The sequence below is a fragment of the bacterium genome, assembly GCA_024742285.1.
Classification (GTDB): domain Bacteria; phylum Myxococcota_A; class UBA9160; order UBA9160; family UBA4427; genus UBA4427.
This window is the reverse complement of record JANSYR010000011.1, coordinates 118,956-141,757: the sequence shown is the minus strand read 5'-3', so window position 1 is coordinate 141,757 and position 22,802 is coordinate 118,956. Positions and strand designations below refer to the sequence as shown.

Below are 22,802 nucleotides of genomic sequence, written 5' to 3'. Positions count from 1 at the left end.
CGAGCTCCTTTCTCGCCTCAGCCCAGTCCTGGCAGGAGACACGAGTGGATGGAGCGCGTTCCATCCATCTCGCCTGCCAGTGTCCGGATCGCCTCCTCGGCGTCTCCCAGCGCGAAGTCGTGTGTGTGCATCTTCTCGAGAGGTACACGCCGGGACTCGATCAGTCGAATCGCTTCGGAATAGCCCGACTGCGTCACGCCGATCGCTCCTCGTATAGCGATCTCCTTCATCACGATCTTGTCCGAGATGAATTCGGGGATCGGAACGTGGCCCTTCACTCCGGCCAGGACGATCGTTCCGCCGGGTCGCACGTAGTCGAGCGCCTCGGCCACTGGAGACGTCGCGTAGGCTGACACATCCACGACGACGTCCGCACCGCCGTCCGTCGCCTCGAGAATCCGACTACGCGCGTCTTCGTTCTCGACGTCGACGGTCACGTCGGCGCCGAACGTGCGGGCCAGCGACAGCTTCTCGGCGTCTGCCTCGAGGCCCGTCACGACGATCTGGCCGGCGCCGACCGAGCGGCAGGCGATCACGCTCGCCAGGCCACGCTGGCCGGGGCCGAGGACCACGACGCTCTGACCGGGCTGCGTGCGAGGGATCTCGACCGCCCATCGGAACCCAGCGCCCAGCGGGTTGAACATCACAGCGAGTTCGGGTGGAAGCGTTGGGTCGACGCGATGAACGATCGAGGTCGGCGCGAGGTACATCAGATCCGCATAGGCCCCCCATAGCCCCGGTGGTCGATCCAACGGGATGTAGGAATAGATCTGTCGAGCACGGCAAAGGTGATAGTCGCCTCGGAGACAGGGGGGGCAGAAACGGCAGGACAGCATTGTCTCGACGGCGACGCGATCGCCCACGTCGACGCCCCATCGCTCGGCGGCGCGATCGCCGATGCACTCGATCCGGCCGAGCGGCTCGTGACCGGGGATCACCGGAAATGGAAGTGGCAACGCCCCGTGGTACTGCTCCACGTCGCTGCCACAGATGCCGCAGGCCTCGACCCGAAGCAGGGCATCGTCCGCGCCGATTTCCGGAACCGGAAGATCCCGCAGCTCCAGACTCCGCGGCCCAGTCTGGACGATCGCTCGCGTCTTCTTCGGCGTTCCCGACACGACCCGCCTCCTCTGGATCCTTCTTCGACCACGTCTTCGTGCGGCCGCCCGCTCGGTAGACAAAGTTTCCAATCCGATTTAACGTCCCCGATCATAGCCAGTCAATCCGGACGAGGGGAACCCCAATGAGCACTGCGGACATGGACACGATCTTCGATGGCTTGCACGTCATCGACGCGGACACACATATCTCGGAACCCCACGATCTGTGGACGGCGAACGCCCCCAGTGCCATCCGCGCGCGGCTGCCCCAGGTCAAGGAGATCGACGGCGCGAAACACTGGGTCGTCGACGGCGACATCGATCTGGGCGCGGCCACGCCGGTGAGCGTCGTTCGGAGCGATGGCCAGAAATCCGACGGGATCGAGTTCTTCGGCTGGTCACAAGAGGATGTTCACGTTGCCTCCTATGACATGAAGGCGCGCGTCCGCCTGATGGATGAGCTCGGCATTGGCGCGCAAGTGATCTACCCGAACGTGGCTGGCTTCGGAAACCAGAATTTCACCCAGATCGAGGACGAGGAACTCCGCCTCGCCTGCGCAACGGTCTACAACGACGCGATGGTCGAGATCCAGCGTGGATCGGACGAGCGGATCTTCCCGATGGCACTTGTCCCCTGGTGGCACATCGAGGCGTGTGCGGCCGAAATCCGACGCTCGCACGAGATGGGGCTTCGCGGGATCGTTATGTGCAGCGATCCCGATTCCGTTGGCTTGCCCGACCTCGGCGATCCGGCATGGGATTCGTTCTGGGACGTGTGCGGCGAACTCGAGATGCCCGTGAACTTCCACATCGGTGCGAGTCAGACTTCCTTCAACATGTTTGGCCGCGCTGCCTGGCAATCGACCGACCTCCCGGAGAAGCTCGCACTCGGCTCGACCGCGCTTTTCCTCGAGAACGCGCGCGTGCTCGGGAACCTACTTTACAGCGGCGTACTGGAGCGGTTCCCGAAGGTCAAAGTCGTCTCAGTCGAGAGCGGGATCGGATGGCTGCCCTTCCTGCTCGAGTCCCTCGACTACGAGATGCACGAGACGGGCGCGAACGCCAACGGCAAGCTGAAGATGCTTCCCTCGGAGTACTTCAAGCGTCAGGTGTACGGCTGCTTCTGGTTCGAGAAGACGGCCCCAAAAAAGCTCATCGAAGACGTTGGCGTCGAGAACGTGCTCTTCGAGACCGATTTCCCGCACCCCACCTGTCTGTATCCGGACAATCGTGAACACGTCACGGAGGTTCTGGGAGGGCTTACCCCGCACGTCCGCAAGCGAGTCCTCCAGGACAATGCGGCGGAGCTTTACCGGATCCCGCTACCGGCCTGACCGAGAAGAGCGCGGGGACGCGACAGACGTACCAGGGAGAAGTCATGGAAGAAGACATTGAATTCGTTGGCGTTCGCGTTCGACAATGGCGCGACGAACTCGGGCTCTCGCTTCAGGACCTGTCGAATCGGTGCGACGTAGCGCCAAGTACGATCCAGAAGGTCGAGACCGGCCAGATGGTCCCGTCGATCGCGATCGCACTGAAAATTGCTCGCGGCCTGGATCGCAGGCCCGCGGAGCTCCTCAGTTCTGAGCCCGAGGAGGCCGACGTCGTCTTCATGCGCTCGAAGGAGCACTCCGTGATCGACTCCCGACAGAAGCTCCGCGTCGAGCGGCTCTCGGGAGACCTCTTCGATCCGGCGATCGAGATGTGGCGAGTGACCGTTTATCCCGGCTTTTCGAGTGGTAGCGGCGCACACGGATACGACGGCGAAGAGGTCATCGTCTGCGAGGAAGGCCAAATCCACTTTTCCGTCGGCGACGAGGAGTTCGAACTCGGCCAGGGTGACTCTCTCCACTTCAAGGCCGGCATTCCGCATCGATGGTGGAACCCGAGCCGACGGATCGCCCGGTTCCTGATCGCGGGCAACTTTCCGCGCGGACTCCGGAAGAAGCTGCACCTGCACGTGCAAACGGTGCAGAAGGACAAGCGATGACCGGTCACGCACGACCGAGAGGAGATGGAGCGTGAGTACCAGCGATCGACTACGAGCGAGCTTCGACGCATCCGTGGCAAAGGGATTCATCGACGCGAGCAAGAAGCTCGAGGGTCTGCCCGGATTCCTCGGTGTCGAGTTTGCGGAGTTCGAACCCGGCCACCTCAGGGCGAAGCTCGAGGTCAGGCCGGAACTCCTCACGCCGTTCGGCAACATGCACGGCGGCGTCCTCGCGGCCGTCTGCGATCACGTCCTGGGTTGCGTCTGCTATCCGCACATGAAGCCCGGCCAGTGGGCAGCGACGACCGAGTTCAAGGTCAACTACCTCGCTCCAGTGAGCACGGGAGCTGTGGTCGCCGACGCGGAGATCATCTCTATGACGCGTGCGACCGCAGTCGTGCGCATCGAAGTTCGAAACGCAGACCGGCTCGCCTGCATTGCACAGGGCACGGTCCTGATCCGCGATCCGAAGGAGTGAGATCAATGAGTGCCGCAATGAAACTCGACGATGTTGAACTGATCGACCCGGTCCACTATGCCGAGCATGGCTATCCACACGAGGCCTTTCGACTTCTTCGGCGTGAGGCGCCCGTCTATCATTTCGATCGCCTCGCGCTCCAGCCGTTCTGGGCGTTGACGCGCCACGAGGACATCGTCGCGGTCTCGCGACGACCGGACCTCTATTTGAACTCGCCTCGACTCGTCGTCGGCGCAGACACACTCACGGGAGAATCGGGCGAGCTGCCGGTTCGGATGCTCCTCAACATGGATCCCCCCGATCATGCCGACTACCGATCCCTGGTGAACAAGCGATTCACGCCCCGAGCCCTTCGAGACATCGCTCAGCGGATCGACGCGATCGCAACGCGCGCTCTCGACGACATCTTCGCGGACGGGGAGGAGTCCGAGGTGGACTTCGTGCGAGAGTTCTCCGCCAAGATTCCGATCTGGGTGATCGCCGAGATGCTCGGCGTCCCGGAGTCGGATTGGGAACTGCTCTTCGACTGGACGAACCGCGTCCTAGGGGCGGCCGATCCGGAATACCGCGAGGAGGGGAAGACGCCTCAAGAGACGGTGCAATCCGCCCGGCTCGCCCTCTTCTCCTACTTCCAGGACCTGACGAACGAACGGCGGGGACGCCCGAAAGACGATCTCGTCAGCGTGCTCACCCACTCGAAGATCGGCGGCGGAGAGCTTCCCGTCTTCGAGCTGATGTCGTACTACTTCCTGATCGTCGTCGCAGGAAACGAAACGACCCGCAACGCCGCGAGCGGAGGTCTCCTCGCACTGATCGAGAATCCGGATCAGCTGGCGCTCGCCCGTGAGCGACCGGACCTCAACCGATCCCTCGTCGAGGAGGTCTTGCGTTGGACCTCACCGGTGATTCATTTCTGCCGGACTCCCGTGCGCGACGTCGAGCTGCACGGGCAGACGATCCGCGAGGGTGAGACGCTCACGCTCTTCTATCCGTCTGCAAATCGGGACGAGTCGATCTTCGAGGACGCTGATCGCTTTCGGATCGACCGACAGCCGAATCGCCACATCGCATTCGGAATCGGAGAGCACGTCTGCCTGGGTGCCCACGTCGCCCGTTTCGAGCTGCAGGTGATCTTCCGCCATCTGCTCGCACGACTCACCGACGTGGAGCTCGCGGGCCCCGTCGAGCGACTTCGGTCGAGCGTCGTCGGAGGGATCAAGCACATGCCGATCCGCTATCGCCTGCTCCCCGCGGCGAACGCGGCCTGATCGAGGAGCAGAGCTGTTCGAATGACCGACGATGGAGCGATGAGCGCCGATTTGATCGCGGAACGGATTGCCCGTTTCCGCAAGGCCGACGAGGAAGTTCCTGACAGCTGGAGAGCAAAGCGCGACGTAGCCGAATCGGTGCGATCGCTGCTCGACGTACTGTGCGCGACAGACGCCGACACGAGTGCGCTGCTGGCGGGCGCGGCCGAAATTCAGAGGCTCGCAGATCGTTTCGGCAAGGAGCCCGTTGAGGACGAGCCGCGTGGCATCGCCGAGATGGCCTTCGCCGGCATGGAGAACTTCCACGACCGAAGCCCGCTCGTGGGCCGCGCCAATCCGATCGCGCCGCCACTCCAGTTCGCTCCAGATCCCGACGCGGGCTTCGTCTCGGGGACGGGCTTCTTCGGCAACGCGTACGAGGGAGCGCCCGGCTGCGTCCATGGCGGCTTCATCGCGGCCGCATTCGACGAGCTTCTGGGCATGGCCTGCATCTACTCTGGCGCGCCGGGGATGACCGGCACTCTCGAAGTGAGCTACCGCAGCCCGACTCCGATTCGAACGACGCTCAGATTCGAAGGGCGCTACGAGGGCCGTAGCGGCCGAAAAATCCGCACTCGCGGCGAGATGTACGCAGGCGATCGGCTTTGCGCAGAGGCGTCCGGCCTCTTCATCTCGATCGATCGCGAGAAATTCGAAGATTTGAGCCGCATTCGCAGACAACGTTTCTCCCCGGACGCAGAGGCGATCGCGAAGGAGAGAACCGCTCGCGAATAACAAGACTTGCGACCCGCGCGCCCTCGACATGAGAGCCAGCCTCACCCAACTCCATCGACAACGCCGAATGCGGGAGGGGCCGGGATGCGGACCCGGGCTTTGCGAGTCGTTGTATTGACGTGCGGCCGCCACGAACTGAACGGTAAGGAGTGTCTATCGATGAAGCCTACACGATCGTCAAGCACGCCCGATGCGGATGGCGATGCCCGCTGTCCGGGTGAATCCGTTCAGGACGTGTACCGGGAAGACACCAACGAGCCGCCGGCGTTCCTGAGAGAGACCGTCTCGACAAGCATCGGCGGTGGCGCGCTCCCCACCAATGTCTACACGTCGCCCGACTACCACCGACTCGAACTCGAGCGGATGTGGTCACGCGTCTGGCAGGTCGCTTGTCGGGAGGAAGACATACCGGAGGTCGGCGACCACGTCGTCTACGAGATCGGGGAGACTTCTCTCATCGTGATCCGCTCGACGCCCGACGAGATCAGGGCCTACCACAACTCCTGCCTCCATCGCGGAACGCTCCTTCGAGAAGACGGCGGCCGCATCAGCCGGATAAGATGTCCGTTTCATAGCTTCACATGGAATCTGAACGGCGAGGTCGAAAAGATCACCTGTCCATGGGACTTCCCCGATCTGAATGAGGACGATCTCAGACTTCCCGAGGCTCGTGTGGACGAGTGGGGAGGCTTCGTCTTCGTCAACCTGGACAGCGACGCGGGAGCGCTCTCCGAGTATCTCGAGCGCGTGCCGCAGGATTTCGCGAGGTGGCCGCTCGAGGACCGATACACTGCGGCGCACGCCGGGAAGGTCCTCGAATGCAACTGGAAGATCGCGATCGAAGCCTTCATCGAAGTCTTCCACGTCATCGGGATTCATCCCCAGTCCCTACCCCTCTTCGGTGACGCGAACGCTCAGTACGACGTCTGGCCGGGACAGCGGCACACGAGCCGAATGATCAACCTGTCCGGTGTAGCGAGCCCTCATACCGAGGGCTCCTACAGCGAGCAGCGGATTCTCGACGAGGCTGCCAACTTCGGACTCTGCGAAGCGGCCTCCGCGGTGCCCGAGGGAGCTCGGGCCCGAGACGTGATCGTGTCGGCGATGCGAGAACGGCTCGGCAACGACTTGGGGATCGACACGAGCGGCTTGAGTGACACCGAGATTCTGGACGTGATCCAGTATCACGTCTTTCCGAATCTGGTGATCTTCGGCGGTCTAGGGTCCCCACTCGTGTATCGCGTCCGTCCATTCGGTGACGATCCGAACCGTTGTTATTTCGAGGTTCGCCTTCTTCTCCCCGTGCCTGACGGCACCGCTCGTCCTCCGGCGGCGCCGCTCGTCGAACTGCAGGCGAACCAGCTCTGGTCATCCGTCGACGCCTTCGGATACTTCGGCCCGATCCTGGACCAGGACTTCGAGACGATGCCCCGCGTACAACGCGGCCTGCGTGCATCCAAGACTCGACGCGCCCGGCTCGGCAACTACCAGGAGAGCCGGATTCGTCTCATGCGGCAGACACTCGACGAGTACGTAGACGACTGATTTCGAACGCGACGCGGCCCCTCAGGACGCGACCGACTACCCAAGAAGATCCCCGCCAGACGCCAGCGCGTTCTCGGCATCCCGCACCATCTCTTCCAGCACGATTGCAGCCGGCCGGACACGATCGATCAATCCGAGCCCCTGCCCCGCGAAGCCCGGAATCACGTCCGCGCGGGCATCGCGCGTCGCAGCTCCGAGCACGGGCATCGCGATCATCGACTGATAGGGCATGGGAAGCGGATCGATGTCGGCTTCCTCCCAGGCCTGCGACCACTTGCTGCGAATCATCCGCGCGGGCTTGCCCGTGATGCTGCGGGAGATCGTCGTAGATGCATCCGTCCCATCGACGAGCGCCTGCTTCTGGAAGTCGTGAATGCCGGCCTCCTGGGTCGCCAGGAAGGCGGTCCCGACCCAGGCCCCATCGGCACCGAGCATGAGTGCCGCCGCGACCGCTCGACCATCGCCGATCCCGCCCGCCCCGAGCAGCGGGAGATCACCGATCGCGTCCCTGACCTGCGGAAGAAGCGCCATCGTGCCGACTGGCGCGTTGTGTCCACCGCCGTCGTGTCCCTGAGCTACGATGATGTCGACGCCGGACTCTGCGACCTTCCGCGCATGATAGGTCTGCCCGACGACCGCCATGACCCGGGTGCCGTTGGCGTGAAGCTGATCCACGTAGGGACCCGGATCCCCTAGACCCGCGGCGTAAACGGGCACACGTTCGTCGATCACCACTGCCATCTGCGCCTCGAAGAACTCCTTGGAGAAGGGCATGGGCCCGCCCGCGTCGGGGTCATCACCGCCGCCGAGCGGACCGCGATCATCTTCGGAGAGCGGCTCGAGGCCTTCGCGCTCCTGGAATTCGCGTGCAAAGGCCTGGTGGCCGGAAAGCTGATCGAGCGGCGAGGGGCCTGCCTTTGCTTCGAATGCACCACGCCGCACGGAGGCCGGCAGCAATGTGTCGACGCCGAACGGTTCGTCCGTCAGCTCCCGGGTGCGCTCGATCCAACGCCTCAATCGATTCGGCCCGCAGGCGGCCGCGCCGAGCACGCCCAACCCTCCGGCATTGGAAACCGCCGCCGCGAGTTCGGGCGTCGCCGCGCCCCCCATTCCAGCGAGTACGATGGGGACCTCGATTTCCAGCAGATCGCAGATTCTGGTGCGCAGCGTCATGCGTGTCTCCATTGCGTGGACCTCGAGTCCCATTCGCCTTGTGTCACGGTCGTATCCGATTTAGCATAATCGAACCGAATCGGAAACGCGGCCGAAGTGGCATTGCGAGCGACGCGACGGCCGAGCGCGGCGGAATCGAATCGACGCACGCCGAATCGCAGGTCGCGACCAAGCCGGTAGGAGAGAATTCGACCTTGAGCATTCGAGACCGCGCCGCGATCGTGGGAATCGGCGAAACGCCCTACGTACGAGGGGCCGAGCAAGGCTCGGCCGAGCTGATGCTGAATGCCGCGCGGATAGCCATCGCGGATGCCGGGCTGCTTCCCAACGAAGTCGACGGCCTGGTTCTACCGCCTGTGAATATCACCGCCGAGGAGATCGCAGCGAATTTCGGGATCGAGGACCTGCGATACGCCGCAACCGTTCAGATGGGCGGCGCGAGTCCGACGTCTGCTCTCCAAACTGCTGCACTCGCAATCGCAGAAGGCATCGCCACGCATGTCGTCGTCGTCGTGGGCTGGCTCGGCTTCTCGGCCATGCGACCGAAGCCGGGTGTACGCCGAGAGAATATTTCGATCGCAGCGATGCGACGTGCGATCGGCGGGTACTACCTGCCCTACGGCGCGACGACGCCGGTGCAGATGTACTCGTGGATCGCCACGCGACACATGAAGACCTTCGGCATCCAGGAGGAGAGCCTCGGCGCCGTTGCGATCGCGTGCCGAAAGCACGCCCAGTCGAACGAGCGGGCCGTGATGCGGGGCCGACCTCTCAACATGAAGGGGTACCTCAACTCACGCTGGATCTCGGAGCCGTTTCGCCTGAACGATTGTTGTCTCGAGACGGATGGTGCGTGCGCGGTCGTGCTGTCGAGCGCAGAGCGGGCGCGAAACGGACCCCATACGCCGGTGTACGTGATGGGCGCCGCAGAAGGCCACCCGTACCCTGCTGACGATATCCCGAGCCGACCTGACATGTTGCGCTTCGGTCTGCACTCCGCTGCCCCCCGAGCGCTAGGGATGGCGGGGATCGAGGTCGGGGACGTCGATTTCTTTCAGATCTACGACTGCTTCACGTATGTGGTCCTCCTCCAGCTCGAAGCCCTGGGGCTCTGTGGCCCGGGCGAAGCAGGCGATTTCGTCCGCGGCGGAAGGATCGAGCACGGAGGCGAATGCCCCATCAACACGCATGGCGGTCTTCTGTCCGAAGCGCACGTCTGGGGTCTGAATCACGTCGTCGAGGCCACGCGTCAGCTCCGAGGCGACGGCGGCGCGACTCAGGTCGCCAACGCCGAGGTCGGCCTCGTTACGGGATGGGGAGACTTCGGAGACGGCAGCATCGTCGTCTTGAGGAGATGATCGAATGACCGATTCACCCGCTGCGGCGCCGCGACCCGGCCCTCGGGCCGAAACCTTGCTCGACGACGAATTCTGGCAGCACTGCACGCAGGAACGTCTTTGCTTCCAGGTTTGCGATGACTGTGAAACATGGCGTCATCTTCCGCGGATGATGTGTGCTCAATGCGGCTCTGCGAAGTGGGCCTGGCAACAGTCAGCCGGACGAGGACATCTGTACTCCTGGACCGTGACCCACCAGGCGATGCTGCCTCAATTCGCGTCCGAGGTTCCCTATGTCGTCGCCGTGGTGGAATTCGATGAGGGCGTGAGGATGGTCAGCCAACTTCGCGGAGTCGAGACCGACGAGCTCGAGATTGGAATCCCGCTCGAGCTCTACTTCGAGCGATTCGAGGACGGCTTCGCTCTACCGATGTTCCGACCCGGAACGTCGAACCCGCAATAGAGGCAGCCGCGGCGTGGTCGAGCGCTGCGGCCACGACATCGAGGATCTCCGAAATGGCCACGAACACGACCGAACCGACTACAGGCGTTTCCTCTCGAGGCGGAGACTATGACGCCATCATCATCGGCGCTGGAATGGCGGGGATGTACCAGCTCTACCGGCTTCGTGAATTGGGGCTCTCTGTCCGAGTCTTCGAGACCGGCGGCGACGTCGGAGGCACCTGGTACTGGAATCGCTATCCGGGAGCGCGGTTCGATTCCGAGAGTTACAGCTACGCCTACTCTTTCTCGGACGAACTCCTCGAGGAGTGGGACTGGACCGAACACTTCTCGCCGCAACCGGAAACGCTGCGCTACCTCAGTCACGTCGCAGACAAGTTCGACCTCCGCAAGGACATCCAGTTCGATACGCGGATCGCGTCTGCGATCTACGATGAGGCCGAGAACACGTGGGCGATCGAAGCGGAAGACGGAACTCGAGCACGGGCGCGCTTCCTGATCACGGCGATTGGTCCTCTCTCGGCATACACGATGCCCAAAATCGACGGCCTCGATCACTTCGAGGGCGAGTCCTTTCATACCGCCCGATGGCCGCATGAGCCCGTCGAATTTGCGGGGAAGCGCATCGCCGTGATCGGGACGGGCGCGACCGGCGTTCAGGTCATTCAAGAAGTCGCGAAGACGGCCGCTCACCTCACCGTCTTCCAGCGCTCACCGAACTTCTGCGCGCCTCTGCGCAATAGTCCGATCGCGCCGGAGTCCCAGTCCGAACTCAAGGCCAGCTACCCCGAGGTCTTCCAGCGATGCCACGACTCTCACGGTGGATTCATGCATATGTCCGACCCTCGATCGGCCCTCGAGGTGTCTGATGAGGAGCGGGAGGCCTTCTACGAGAAGCTCTACGGCGAGCCGGGATTCGGAATCTGGCTGGGCAACTTCAGTGACAACATGATCGACGAGAGGGCGAACGCACTGATCACGGACTTCATGAAGCGGAAGATCCGAGAGCGGGTCCATGATCCCGAGATCGCCGAGAAGCTGGTTCCTAGGGATCACGGCTTCGGCACGAAGCGTGTTCCGATGGAGACCAACTACTACGAGATCTACAACCAGGACAACGTCTTGCTCGTCGACCTCCTCGAGACCCCGATCGAGAGGATCACACCTCAGGGCATCGAAACGACCGACACCCAGCACGAGTTCGACATGATCATCTACGCCACGGGTTTCGACGCCGTGACCGGAGCCTTCGATCGAATCGAAATTCGCGGCGAAGAAGGTAAGAAGCTCAAGGATCATTGGGCAGATGGCCCGCGCACCTACCTAGGCATCCAGGTCGTGGGCTTCCCGAATCTCCTGACACTGGTTGGTCCACACAACGCTGCGACGTTCTGCAACATTCCGAGGTGCATCGAACAGAACGTCGAGTGGGTGACGGAGCTGATTCGAAACATGCGCGCCAATGGCCAGGAGCGGGTTTCGCCGCGTCAGGAATCAGAGGACGAGTGGACGAAGCATGTCTACGAGACAGCCGAGTTTTCGCTTCTGACGAAAGTCGACTCCTGGTTCATGGGCGTCAACCACAACTTGCCCGACAGAAAGCCGGTATTCATGGCGTACCTCGGTGGCTCCCCGGCGTATCGTGCGAGATGTGATGAGGAGACCTCGAGCGGCTATGCCGGTTTCGTGCTCGAGTGAGTCGAAGGTGCAGCATGCTCAAGCAGCGTCCCAACCAAATAGTAGGAGAGCTCGAGAGCACTTTTGGGGCCTGGGATTTCGGCGCTTCCGGAATGCGTCGCGCCACGTTGGGTCCCCGAGCGCTCCCGAGGACCCAGCGGATAGGACTTGGGGCAGTCTGTTCCCGGGCTGATTCGAGCTGATTGGCCGGAACCGTCCGAACTGCGAATACCGTGTTTGCAGCCCCGAATCCGGGGTGATTTACCCCGGCCAAGAGGATCCCGCCCGTCACCGCAGTGGGAGGTCCTCCCCCGCGTTCACTGTATGTCATGACGTCCGCTGGACTGTTTGGACGTTGAAAAAGTCGATATTTCAATGACTTACGGACCAAAAGTCACGTTCGGTCGTACAAAAATCCAGAAAAATCTGAGGCTCTTCCTGAAAGAACCGCTATTCTTCCCTTTGAAACTAACAGTTGGGTGGAAGGAATGGCAGGTCCTGAGCTCCGTTCCGTTCGCGAAGAACGCCGCCTCCGTGAGATTGCGCTTCGCCGCGAAGACGTCCTTGTGGCTGCGGCCGCAACGTTTGCTGCGAAAGGCTTCCAGGGCGCGCAAGTTGCGGAGATTGCGAATGCCGCTGAGGTCTCGCTGAACTCAGTCTACGGACTCTTTAAAGGCAAAGAGGAGCTCTACGAAGCCGTCGTCCATGCCGCCGCCACCACGATTAGAGACCGCGTGCAGGCCAAGGTCGATGGCCTCCCCAGCGCGGCTGAAAAGCTTCTTGCCGTCATCGACACTCTGTTCGAATGCTTCGATGCGCACGAAGGGCTCCTCCAGCTCTACGCCACCACAACACACGGCCTCCCGTGGCGCGTTCGCCAGGCCCTGGGCGACGAGTCACTGGCGGTTTTCCACGACTTCAAGGTATGGCTCGTTGGCATCGCGGCAGATGCTAAACGCGCTGGGAACCTTGGACAGCTCGACCCTGAGACGTTCGCCCTCTCCCTCATCGGTGCCGTTACGACAACCGCGGCTCGCTGGGTGGAAGAGCCGCGGGGCAAATCTGTGTCCGACGCCGCGCCGCGAGTTCGGGCTCTCTTTGAAGCGCTGCTCACGGAGTCAGCGTGAGGCCCGTTGTAACTAGCATTCTAGCTGCATTGCTTGCGCTACTGGTCGCGTGCGGCCAGACCGACGCAGGCAATGTGCCCACCTCCCAGGCGCCGGCTCTCGATGTCTGGGCTGTAGAGGTCACTCAGGAGGCGATTGCCCAACCCATCATTGGCACCGGGTCTATCGCCGCCCACAAGACGAGCAACATTGGCCCCCGTGTCGATGGCATCATCGAAGAGATTCTTGTCCGAGTGGGAGACCGTGTTGAAAGCGGCGCTCCGCTATTTCGAAGTCGGGATACCGACTATCGAATCCTCGTGAAGGAAGCCCAACACTCTCTTCGCTTGGCTCGTGCCGAAGCACGGAAGGCCACGAGGGACAGGAAGCGCATCGAGAAGCTCTCAAGCGAGGGTGTGGCATCGAGCGAACAGCTAGACACGGTTCGCACGGATGATGAGATTGCCGCCGCCCGCCTTGGTGCGGCTCAGACCGCGCTCGAACGGGCCGAACAGAACCTCGCAGATACCGTCGTTGTCGCCCCGTATCCCGGAGTAATCACGGCACGCCTCGTCGACGAAGGCGTGATGATGCGCACGATGCTGAGCGGCAACTCACACGTTGTCCAGCTCATGAAGACCGACATCGTGGCAGCCATCGTCCAGGTGCCCGCGCTCCACCTCGCGAACATCAGGCTCGGAACACCCGCCACCCTCCATATCGATGGCTTGCCCGATCCCTATGAGGGCGAGGTTCTCATCCTGAATGACCGCGTGGACCGCAAGAGCCGTGCGTTCGAGGTGCGAATCCCGATTGAGAACAATGACTTTGCGGTTAAGCCGGGGCTTTTCGTTCGCGCCGAGCTTCGTCCCGAGCCGCGGAAGGCGCTCGTTGTTGAAAGACGCGCCGTACTCGGGACGAACGGCAGCCGCCACGTGTTCCTCTCCGAGAACTCTGTTGCCACCAAGCGTGCCGTCGAAGTTCGCGACCTCGACGCCGCCCGGCTGGAGGTGGTGTCGGGCCTGACAGCGGGCGACCAGGTTCTTGCGGGCCCGTCTCTCCCGCGCCTCGTCGAGGGAACTCCCATCGTGATTCGGACCGCTCATGTGGATTTCTGACGTCTCAGTCCAGAAGCCAGTCTTTGCGGTCATGCTCAGCGCCGCGCTCGTCGCGCTCGGTTGGATTTCCTTGGGGCGCGTCGGCGTCGACTTCTTTCCGCAGGTCGAGATGCCGATTGTCACCGTGACGACCGTCCTAGAGGGTGCGACCCCCGGGACCATCGAGACGGAGGTGACGGAGGTCATCGAAGAAGAGATCAGCAACCTCGCCTCACTCGAGGACTTGAGCTCAACAAGTTCCGAGGGACTCTCGCTGGTACTTGCTCGGTTTGCACTCGAGATGGATGCGAAATCCGCCGTGCAGAACGTGCGCGCGAAGATTGAGCTCGCTCGCCAGAACCTTCCGCCTGACACCGAACCGCCGATTGTCGAGATGGTGGACCCGGATTCGCAGCCCATTCTCGCAATCATGGTGGCTGGCGACCTGCCCGTCCGCGAGCTCACCCGCTTCGTCAAGGACGAAGTCAAGGAGCGATTGCAACGCATCCGTGGTGTCGGCTCTGTCACTCTCGTCGGTGACCGCGAACGCGAAATTCACGTCTGGCTCGATGCCGACCGGATGCGCGCCTACGAAGTCACAGCCGACGACGTGGTTCAAGCGATCCGCAGAGAACATGCCGAGGTTCCGGGCGGACGCCTCGAGGTCGGCGGGCGCACGTCTGAGTTCTCCTTCAAGACGAAGGGAGAGGTCGAGTCCGTCGAGGAGTTCTCGGACCTCGTCGTTGCCTTCCGAGATGGGGCTCCGACCCGCGTCGGTGACGTCGCTCGGCTCGAAGACGGGTTGGAAGACGAACGCACCTACGCGGAGCTCGACGGCGTTCCGGGCGTCTCACTCGAGCTCCGACGCCAGTCAGGCGAGAACACGGTCGCCGTCGCGAACCGTGTAAAGGCAGCACTCGACGACATCGCTGCGCGGGCGCCGCCAGGCGTTCGGATTCTCGCCGCGCGCGACTCTTCCCGCTTCATTGAATCCTCAGTCCGGGAGACGTTTCTCGACATGGTGGTCGGCGGGATTCTCGCGGTTCTCGTCACCCTCGCGTTCCTGCGCAACATCCGGACGACTCTTCTCGTTGCCACAGCGATTCCAACGTCCATCGTCGCAACGTTCTACCTCTTCTACCTCGCAGACTTTACGCTCAACATCATCAGCCTCATCGGCATCTCCATCTCGATTGGCCTGCTCATCGACGATGCCATCGTGGTTGTCGAGGCCATACATCGCCGCCTTGAGGCTGGCGAGTCTCCGCTCGAAGCCGCCGCCAACGGAACAGCCGAAGTCGGCCCGGCGGTCTTCGCCGCTACAGCCGCGATTGCTTCCGTCTTCATTCCCATTGCCTTCATGAAGGGAATGATTGGCCGCATGTTCCTCGAGTATGGCCTCACGGTCGTGTTCGCGGTCTCGGTATCGCTCTTCGTGGCGGTCACGCTCACGCCTGCCCTCGGCGCGCGCGTCATGCGGCGAGAAGAAGGCCACGGGCAGCTCTTCGCGGCCCTTGAGGGGCTCTATTCCGCTCTCGAATCTCGATACGCACGCATTCTCAGCGCAGCGTTGAGTCACCGCGCTCTGCTCCTCGGCCTCGCGCTCCTGTCAGTCGTAGGTGCCGGACTGATGGCACGGACCATTCCGCTCGAGTTCTCTCCGCGAGCAGACCGGTCGGAGTTCGAGACCCACATCGAACTCCCACTAGGAACCGGTATCGAGGCGACGAAGCTCACCGCCAAGCGGGCGCAGGCGGCGCTTGCTTCGGTTGAGAACGTGAAGGCCGTATTCGCAACGATTGGTTCCGGAAGCCAGGGTCGCGTGAATGAAATTCTTCTTTACGTGGGGCTGACCTCGAAGCAAGAACGGGCGGCGACGATGCTCGAGGTGATGGAAGAAGCTCGCCGTGTCGTTCCAGCTGCCGTACCGGAAGCAAAGAGCGTGGTCGTAAGCGAAGTCTCTGCGATCTCCGGTGGCGGCTACACAGGCTTCAACATGCAATACGCACTCGAAGGGCCCGACCTGGACCAACTCGCACAGGTCTCAGACGCACTCATCTCCCGAATGCGAGCGAACCCACTCTTCGCAGACCCGACCTCGACCTACGAGACGGGACGCCCGGAAATTCAGGCCCTGGTCGACCGGCGTGCGGCTGCGGACCAGGGGGTCTTCCTCCGCTCGGTCGCCAACACGCTTCGAGCAACCGTGGGCGGCGTCGACGCAGCGACCTACGAGGAGGACGGAGAGCGCTACGACGTCCGGGTTCGGCTCGAGGAGTCTCAGCGCGATGACCTAGCAGACCTCAGCATCCTCCAGGTCCGGTCCGCTGACGGTTCGCTCGCGAATCTTGCGAGCATCGCTGCACTCGAAGTCGGCTCTGGACCTGTCCAAATCGATAGAGAAAATCGAACGCGAAAAATTGAAATCTTCGCAAACAATCCAGCTGGAGTGGCACTTGGCGACGCCGTCGCTGAGCTCGACCGGTTCGTATCGGAAGTTGGTTTACCGCCAGGCGTCACCGGACGTCACCGGGGCTGGGGCGAAAAGATGCAGGACACGGGTGAGGCCATTGTCTTCGCCTTTTTCCTCGCCGTGCTTGCACTCTTCATGGTGCTGGGAAGTCAGTTCAATAGCTTCATTCAGCCCATCGCCATCATGGCGACGGCACCGCTTGCGTTTGTGGGTGCATTCATCGCCCTCGCCATCTCGGGCCAGAACCTCAGCATATTCGGACAGATTGCGCTTCTCGCACTCGTCGGCCTGGTCATGAAGAACGGGATCCTGCTCGTCGACTACGCCAACCGAGCGCGCGAGCGAGGATTGGACGCGCATGCAGCCATGATGGAGTCAGGACCGGTTCGCCTGCGCCCAGTTCTCATGACGACGCTCTCTACGGTCTTCGGAATGCTTCCGCTCGCTCTCTCTCAAGCAGATGGCTCGGAGTATCGGAGTCCAATGGGCGTTCTCGCGATCGGTGGAATGCTTTCCTCGACGGCCCTGACGCTTCTCGTTGTGCCCGTTGTCTACACGCTGACGGACGACGCGGTCGGTTACGGCAAGCGACTCATCCGCCTAGCAAGCCACCGCAAGACTCGTTTGCGCGAGGTTCCTCGAGGTGAGCTTTCGCATGAGTAATCACTGTGTGACCTCGACGTCGCCGCAAGACCGAGTAGCACGCTAACCACATGGAGATCTGACATGGACTACAACCCTCTTTCTCCCGAATCGCGCGCGAATCCCTACCCTGGATACGCGCTTCTTCGAAAGGAGGCGCCCGTCCACGAGATGCAGCCCTTCGGTGTGTTCGCCGTAAGCCGTCACGAAGACGTGCAGCACGTGTTGAAGACTCCGGAAGTGTTCTCGTCCGCGGGCATGCGAGCCATGATGACCGGCCAGACGGGCATGATGGGCTCGGGTCAGCGCTCAAGCGCATTGACCGATTCGAATAGCGTGATCTCGTCCGACCCGCCGATCCACGACCGACTACGGGCAGTCGTCAATCGCGGCTTCACGCCGCGCCGAATGGCGGAGCTCGAGCCACGGGTGCGCGCAATCGCAAAGGATTGCCTCGCCTCACTCCCAGCCTCCGGCGAGGTCGACTTTGTGCAGGCGTTGTCCATGCCGCTCCCCGTCCGGGTCATCGCGGAGCTTCTTGGCGTCCCATCCGAACGCCTCCACGACTTCAAGCGCTGGTCCGACGCGATCGTCACGAGCGCGACGGGCGTCTCCGGCGACGGGGATCCCGAGATTGCGCTCAAAGCCCGTGAGGAATTCCTCGACTACTTCGCCGGGGCGATCCAGGAACGTCGGCGAAGCCCCAACGACGATCTGATCTCGACTCTGATTCGGGCCGAGGAAGGCGAAGGCACGCTATCGGAGGGTGAGGTGCTCGCCTTTACAGTGCTCCTACTCGTCGCCGGCAACGAAACCACAACCAACCTGCTCGGGAACGCGCTGCTTGCCTTAACAGCTCATCCTGAACAGCTCGCGAAGGTCACAGATAACCCGGAGATGATTCCGGGCGTGGTTGAGGAAGCGCTTCGCTACGACTCACCGGTGCAAGCCGTCTTCCGCCAGACAGCCGCTGACACGGAGCTATGTGGCGTTCCCATCCCCAAGGAAAAGATGGTCATGGTGTTGCTTGGCTCTGCCAATCACGACGAGGAGTGGCTGGCGAATGCCGAGCAATTCGACGTCACCCGAGAGCTCAAGGGGCATATCGGATTTGGATTCGGGCTTCATTTTTGCCTCGGCGCATCCCTCGCTCGGCTCGAGGCTCGCGTAGCTCTCGAGGAGTTCTTCGGCCGATGCAAGAACGTCGAGCGAGCGACTTCGAACGTGGAGTGGATTGATTCACTCATCCTTAGGGGACCGAAGTCCGTTCGCATTCGGTTTGAGGGCTAGAACAATGAGGCTCTCTCGACTTTCTCCGACACAACTAGCGGCCGATACCGATATCGCGGTCGGTGGCGTCTCGACAATTCGACTTCCAGGGGCCGGAGTCCAGCTCACTGCCGATGTGCGAGGTCCCGAAGACGGTCCTCCCGTACTTCTCTTGCACGGAGGCGGACAGACGCGCCACGCCTGGGCAAACACTGCGTCGGAGCTTGCGAAGGACGGATGGCGCGCCATCGCACTCGACCTCAGAGGGCACGGCGACAGCGACTGGCCAGAAGACGGCGACTACGACCCGGAGCATTTCGCCGCCGACCTTCGCACGGTCGTCGACGCGTTGCGGGAGCCACCTGCCGTCGTGGGTGCCTCTCTTGGTGGGATGATGACGCTGGCGTCATTGCGACTGTCAGAAACTCAGCTCTATTCGGAAGTGGTTCTCGTCGACATCGCGCCTCGAATGGAACGAGAAGGCGTGGAACGCATCGTCGGGTTCATGCTGGGCTACCCGGACGGCTTCGACACCTTGAGCGATGCGGCTGATGCCATCTCGGCCTACCGACCCAACAAGCCCCGACCGTCCGACTTGAGCGGCCTCAAACGAACACTTCGTCGCTCGCCCGACGGACGATGGCACTGGCGTTGGGATGTTCGCTTTCTGACGTCGAAATTTCAGCCGGGCGAAAAAGGCATCGAACGTCTCGGATCGTCGAGACAAGCCATGGAGGAGAGCCTACTTGCCGGCGCTCGCCGAATCGAGGTCCCGACGTTGTTGGTGCGAGGCGCCGAGAGCGATGTAGTGAGCCAAGAAGGAGCCGACAACCTACTTGATGCTGTCCCACATGCTCAGTGCGTCGACATCAAGAACGCGGGGCACATGGTTTCGGGCGACCAAAACGACGCGTTTACTGCGGCGGTCGTCGACTTTCTTGCAAAGTCCTTCCAGCAAAGGTCCAAACGGTGAGTGCCGTGCACGACCACGTCAATTTCGGTGCAGCGTCCGACCACAGCTGTAGCGCGCGGCGTCTAGCGTCCGCGCGCTCGACACCCATTCTCATTCCAGGAACACCATTTTTTCTGCTTACTGCGGCCGAGTCGGATTTTCGATTCGGCCAGCTTGGAGGATTCTGAACATGGAAAATGAAGTGACGGCTGCCGACTACAACTTCCTCGACCCCAAGGTTCGGGCGAATCCTTATCCATACTACGAGGCGCTTCGGCGCGAGAGCCCCGTCCATCCGATGATGGAAGGCACGCCACTCTTCGCGGTCAGTCGATTCAAGGACGTCGAATATGTCCTCCACCATCCGGCGAAGTTTTCATCCACCGCGTTTCAGGCGCTGTTCTCGGGTGGACTCAACCTGAGCCCGAACTCAGGGGCACTCGCGGGTCACCGACTCCTCGAGTCGCCGATGATGATTTCGGTCGACCCGCCGAACCACATGCGGCTCCGCGGAATCGTGAACCGCGGCTTCACACCGCGCCGCATTGCCGCTCTCGAACCCCGATTGCGGGAAATCGCTGAGCGCTTCGTCGATGAGGCCCTCGACCGCGGAGAGATGGACCTTGTGCAAGACCTGTCCATCCCGTTCCCCGTCACCGTCATCGCCGAGCTCCTCGGAATTGACCCCGAGAGGCGAGGCGACTTCAAGAGGTGGTCGGATGCGACGGTGATTGGGCTTTCCGGAATCGCCAAGGACTTCACGAAGGAGGCGGTTCGGGAGAACGCCGACGAGATGTCGGAGTTTATTGACGAAATCGCCGCAGAGCGTCGAGAAAATCCAAAGGATGACCTCATCAGCGTGCTTGTCAGTGCACAGGACGGCGAGGAGGCGCTGTCGGATGGTGAGGTTCGCTCGTTCGTATTCCTCTTGCTCGTGGCCGGAAACGAAACCACGACCAACCTCATCGGGAACGCCGTGAGTGCTCTTCTGCGACACCCAGACCAGCTCAAGCAAGTGCAGAGTGACCCCAAGTTGATTCCTCAGACCATTGAGGAAGTCGTTCGCTACGACTCCCCGATTCAGTCGCTCCCGCGAGTTGCGACCGAAACGGTGGAGCTCGATGGCGGAACGGTCGAAAAGGGCTCCTTCCTCATGACGCTCTTCGCCTCCGCCAACCGCGATGACGAGAAATTCCCTGACGCCGCGACCTTCGACATCCACCGAAAGCCGCAGGGGCACGTCGGATTCGGTCACGGAATCCACTTCTGTCTCGGTGCTTCTCTCGCCCGCCTCGAGGCGAGGGTTGCACTCGAGACGCTCCTTTCTCGTTGTAGAAAGCTAGAGCTTCGGAGCAACGAGATTCCGATGCTCGACTCGTTGGCGCTGAGAGGACCGAAGTCGGTTCCTCTGGCATTCGAGGCAGCGTGAACCCCTTGCTTGGCGATCCGTGCGAATGACATCGACTCCGAACGACTACTTTCTGGGCGAAGAGTTCCAGACCAACCCCGCTTCGGTAGTGGCGCGAATGCGCTCCGACGACCCGGGCCATATGGTCGGAGGCGACGCAAACGATGCCTTCACGGCCGAGGTTCTTTCTTTTTCGCAGAAAACGGCTGGTCATGGAGATCGGCGATGAGCACTACGAGTCCCGACGCCTTTCATGACGTCGAACGCACCGATCGCGGGGCATCCACGATGCAATGGATCATTGGTGCGCGCCCTGATCTCCTCCTCTTTCTCGGAACACCATGTCTGCTCTTCGTGGTGGCGGAGCTGGCGCTTTCATTCGGTTTCGAGGTCGCGATCATCGTGCTTGGAACCGTGGGGGCGATTGGTCATCACTTCCCCGGTCTCATGCGGGCCTACGGGGACCGCGCACTCTTCGTTAGGCAATGGTCGCGACTGGTCATAGGGGCGTGTGTTCTCGCGATCGTTTGCAGCACGTTCATTTTCGCAGATCTGGACGGCCTCGGCTTCATCGTGCTCATGTGGGGCGTGTGGCACGCGATGGCCCAGGTCTATGGAATGGGACGTGTATACGACGCGAAGGTCGGCCACCTTTCGCGCCAGACGGCCTACCTCGACAAGGCCTTCTGCGTCAGCTGGTTCACCACGGTACTCCTTCTATCACCCGGTCGGATCCAGGTCGCTCTTACCGAACTCTACAAGAGCGGCATCCCCGCCATCGCACCCGAAGCTCTGTCCAATCTTCAGCTCGCTGCGATCATCGCCACCTCGGCGACGACCGGCGCATGGCTGCTCCATCACCTCGACTCGAGAAAAACGGACCGCCCCGAGAGTCTCACCAAGGTGATCCTGTTCTCGGGGAGCATCGCGTTCTGGTGGTACGCGAACGTCCCGGTCCAGAATGTCATCATCGGTGTCGCGCTCTTTGAAATCCTCCACGACGTTCAGTACCTGGGATTCGTCTGGAACTTCAAGAACGCGGACCTTCGGAAAGCCGAGAGACCTGCTCGCCTATCGGCGATGTTGTTCAGCGCCAACCCAAAGAGTCTCTCTCTATTTGTGATTCTGGCCGTCGTCTACGGCACCGCATTTCGTGGAGCCGAGCAGATATTCAGCGGTACGGCCGCGCAGGTCCTCGCGGTTCTTGTCCTGCTATCCACCCTCCTCCACTTCTACACCGACAGCTTCATCTGGAACTTACGCGACGCCCCGGTTCGCAAGGTGCTTGGTGTCGACGATGCGGAGCGAGCGTGATGCGACCTATCCACCCTCGTCTACGGCGACGACTGAAGGTCGGGGCGACGTGGCTCTGGCTCCTTATTCCAATCGCGGTGTTGACCGGAAGTCAAATGGGCTCCAGCCGATCCGAACTCGATTGGCAGAGAAAGCTCGCGCATTCCCTCCCGGACAATCAGAGCGTTCAAATTGACCTCATCGACGCACTCGTCGCGAGGGGGCGGCATCTCGAGGCCATCGAATGGGGCGAAGAAGTCATTCGACGCAACCCCGGGAGCGACGATGGATTCCGCGCACTTCTCAACGTGAACGCCGCGCTCGGCCGCAATCACGAAGCGCTCGAGCATTTCGAGAGGATTCTCCAGCTCCGACGCGCGAACGCCGACGACTACGCAACCGCTGCAACACTTCTCCACGGCAGCGACGTCACACGCGCAGTCGAGCTCTATCGGGCTGCGCTCAACCTGGATACCGAGCATTTCGCGGCGAACATGAACCTCGCGTCAGCACTCGCCGACAACGGTGACTTCACAGGGGCCCGTTCCCACCTCCTGCGGGCACGATCTGCGGCGCCCGGCAATGCCTCGGTCACGATCGGTCTGGCTCAGCTCGACGCGATCGCGGGAGATGCAGAATCGGCGGTACTCCGACTCCAGGAGATTCTGTCGACGGACCCCGCCAACGAGCGCGCCCGCCGACTCTTGCGAGAGATTCAGAACACCACAATCAACGAGCCACGTTTGCGAGAGGATTGA

General features: G+C 62.0%; 19 protein-coding genes. 17 read left to right on the top strand and 2 right to left on the bottom strand.

Going from position 1 to position 22,802, the window contains the following annotated elements; translation table 11 throughout:
• Positions 1 to 17 precede the first annotated feature (17 nt).
• Complete coding sequence (locus tag NXI30_19455; GenBank protein MCR9096408.1) at positions 18 to 1,118, bottom strand: alcohol dehydrogenase catalytic domain-containing protein; 1,101 nt, start codon at positions 1,116 to 1,118, stop codon at positions 18 to 20.
• 125 nt (positions 1,119 to 1,243) lie between these two features.
• On the opposite strand from NXI30_19455, the gene NXI30_19450 reads away from it, so the two are divergent.
• From NXI30_19450 to NXI30_19425, 6 genes are read left to right on the top strand one after another with little or no spacing between them, the layout of a single operon-like run.
• Positions 1,244 to 2,434: an amidohydrolase gene (locus tag NXI30_19450; protein ID MCR9096407.1), complete on the top strand. Its 1,191-nt coding sequence runs from the start codon at positions 1,244 to 1,246 to the stop codon at positions 2,432 to 2,434.
• Positions 2,435 to 2,478: 44 nt separating this feature from the next.
• Positions 2,479 to 3,090, top strand: coding sequence for an XRE family transcriptional regulator (locus NXI30_19445; GenBank protein ID MCR9096406.1), 612 nt, complete (start codon positions 2,479 to 2,481; stop codon positions 3,088 to 3,090).
• 31 nt (positions 3,091 to 3,121) lie between these two features.
• Entirely contained in the window at positions 3,122 to 3,568 is a 447-nt protein-coding gene (locus NXI30_19440) for a PaaI family thioesterase (GenBank protein ID MCR9096405.1), read from the top strand.
• Between the two features lie 5 nt (positions 3,569 to 3,573).
• Positions 3,574 to 4,836 carry a cytochrome P450 gene (locus NXI30_19435; GenBank protein ID MCR9096404.1) on the top strand — a complete coding sequence of 421 codons (1,263 nt, stop codon included), beginning with the start codon at positions 3,574 to 3,576 and terminating at the stop codon, positions 4,834 to 4,836.
• A gap of 21 nt (positions 4,837 to 4,857) precedes the next feature.
• Positions 4,858 to 5,610, top strand: coding sequence for a PaaI family thioesterase (locus NXI30_19430; protein ID MCR9096403.1), 753 nt, complete (start codon positions 4,858 to 4,860; stop codon positions 5,608 to 5,610).
• A gap of 6 nt (positions 5,611 to 5,616) precedes the next feature.
• Entirely contained in the window at positions 5,617 to 7,155 is a 1,539-nt protein-coding gene (locus NXI30_19425) for an aromatic ring-hydroxylating dioxygenase subunit alpha (GenBank protein ID MCR9096402.1), read from the top strand.
• Positions 7,156 to 7,191: 36 nt separating this feature from the next.
• Here NXI30_19425 and NXI30_19420 read toward each other — a convergent pair whose 3' ends face one another.
• Positions 7,192 to 8,328, bottom strand: coding sequence for a nitronate monooxygenase family protein (locus NXI30_19420; GenBank protein ID MCR9096401.1), 1,137 nt, complete (start codon positions 8,326 to 8,328; stop codon positions 7,192 to 7,194).
• 194 nt (positions 8,329 to 8,522) lie between these two features.
• Between NXI30_19420 and NXI30_19415 the strand changes: the two genes are divergently transcribed.
• The 11 genes from NXI30_19415 (at position 8,523) to NXI30_19365 (ending at position 22,802) form a co-directional block, all read left to right on the top strand.
• The gene (locus NXI30_19415) at positions 8,523 to 9,686 is read left to right on the top strand and encodes a transporter (protein ID MCR9096400.1); all 1,164 of its coding nucleotides are present in this window, start codon (positions 8,523 to 8,525) and stop codon (positions 9,684 to 9,686) included.
• 4 nt (positions 9,687 to 9,690) lie between these two features.
• Complete coding sequence (locus NXI30_19410; GenBank protein MCR9096399.1) at positions 9,691 to 10,128, top strand: Zn-ribbon domain-containing OB-fold protein; 438 nt, start codon at positions 9,691 to 9,693, stop codon at positions 10,126 to 10,128.
• A 53-nt stretch (positions 10,129 to 10,181) separates the two neighbouring features.
• Positions 10,182 to 11,825 carry an NAD(P)/FAD-dependent oxidoreductase gene (locus NXI30_19405; protein MCR9096398.1) on the top strand — a complete coding sequence of 548 codons (1,644 nt, stop codon included), beginning with the start codon at positions 10,182 to 10,184 and terminating at the stop codon, positions 11,823 to 11,825.
• A 467-nt stretch (positions 11,826 to 12,292) separates the two neighbouring features.
• A complete protein-coding gene (locus NXI30_19400; GenBank protein MCR9096397.1) occupies positions 12,293 to 12,931 on the top strand; it encodes a TetR/AcrR family transcriptional regulator in 639 nt (212 codons plus the stop codon).
• Between the two features lie 29 nt (positions 12,932 to 12,960).
• A complete protein-coding gene (locus NXI30_19395; protein MCR9096396.1) occupies positions 12,961 to 14,028 on the top strand; it encodes an efflux RND transporter periplasmic adaptor subunit in 1,068 nt (355 codons plus the stop codon).
• Complete coding sequence (locus NXI30_19390) at positions 14,015 to 17,143, top strand: efflux RND transporter permease subunit (protein MCR9096395.1); 3,129 nt, start codon at positions 14,015 to 14,017, stop codon at positions 17,141 to 17,143. Before NXI30_19395 ends, NXI30_19390 begins: the two co-directional genes overlap by 14 nt.
• A 63-nt stretch (positions 17,144 to 17,206) precedes the next feature.
• Positions 17,207 to 18,412, top strand: coding sequence for a cytochrome P450 (locus NXI30_19385; GenBank protein MCR9096394.1), 1,206 nt, complete (start codon positions 17,207 to 17,209; stop codon positions 18,410 to 18,412).
• A 76-nt stretch (positions 18,413 to 18,488) separates the two neighbouring features.
• Entirely contained in the window at positions 18,489 to 19,364 is an 876-nt protein-coding gene (locus NXI30_19380; GenBank protein ID MCR9096393.1) for an alpha/beta hydrolase, read from the top strand.
• A 169-nt stretch (positions 19,365 to 19,533) separates the two neighbouring features.
• Positions 19,534 to 20,772 carry a cytochrome P450 gene (locus NXI30_19375; GenBank protein MCR9096392.1) on the top strand — a complete coding sequence of 413 codons (1,239 nt, stop codon included), beginning with the start codon at positions 19,534 to 19,536 and terminating at the stop codon, positions 20,770 to 20,772.
• Positions 20,773 to 20,976: 204 nt separating this feature from the next.
• Positions 20,977 to 22,065, top strand: coding sequence for a hypothetical protein (locus tag NXI30_19370; GenBank protein ID MCR9096391.1), 1,089 nt, complete (start codon positions 20,977 to 20,979; stop codon positions 22,063 to 22,065).
• 77 nt (positions 22,066 to 22,142) lie between these two features.
• Positions 22,143 to 22,802, top strand: coding sequence for a tetratricopeptide repeat protein (locus NXI30_19365; protein ID MCR9096390.1), 660 nt, complete (start codon positions 22,143 to 22,145; stop codon positions 22,800 to 22,802).

Bases quoted from the DNA above. Each gene is read 5' to 3' on its own strand.
- NXI30_19450 (MCR9096407.1), top strand. From the start codon at position 1,244: ATGAGCACTGCGGACATGGACACGATCTTCGATGGCTTGCACGTCATC.
- NXI30_19445 (MCR9096406.1), top strand. From the start codon at position 2,479: ATGGAAGAAGACATTGAATTCGTTGGCGTTCGCGTTCGACAATGGCGC.
- NXI30_19435 (MCR9096404.1), top strand. From the start codon at position 3,574: ATGAGTGCCGCAATGAAACTCGACGATGTTGAACTGATCGACCCGGTC.
- NXI30_19430 (MCR9096403.1), top strand. From the start codon at position 4,858: ATGACCGACGATGGAGCGATGAGCGCCGATTTGATCGCGGAACGGATT.
- NXI30_19420 (MCR9096401.1), bottom strand. From the start codon at position 8,328: ATGACGCTGCGCACCAGAATCTGCGATCTGCTGGAAATCGAGGTCCCC.
- NXI30_19410 (MCR9096399.1), top strand. From the start codon at position 9,691: ATGACCGATTCACCCGCTGCGGCGCCGCGACCCGGCCCTCGGGCCGAA.
- NXI30_19405 (MCR9096398.1), top strand. From the start codon at position 10,182: ATGGCCACGAACACGACCGAACCGACTACAGGCGTTTCCTCTCGAGGC.
- NXI30_19400 (MCR9096397.1), top strand. From the start codon at position 12,293: ATGGCAGGTCCTGAGCTCCGTTCCGTTCGCGAAGAACGCCGCCTCCGT.
- NXI30_19390 (MCR9096395.1), top strand. From the start codon at position 14,015: ATGTGGATTTCTGACGTCTCAGTCCAGAAGCCAGTCTTTGCGGTCATG.
- NXI30_19385 (MCR9096394.1), top strand. From the start codon at position 17,207: ATGGACTACAACCCTCTTTCTCCCGAATCGCGCGCGAATCCCTACCCT.
- NXI30_19375 (MCR9096392.1), top strand. From the start codon at position 19,534: ATGGAAAATGAAGTGACGGCTGCCGACTACAACTTCCTCGACCCCAAG.
- NXI30_19370 (MCR9096391.1), top strand. From the start codon at position 20,977: ATGAGCACTACGAGTCCCGACGCCTTTCATGACGTCGAACGCACCGAT.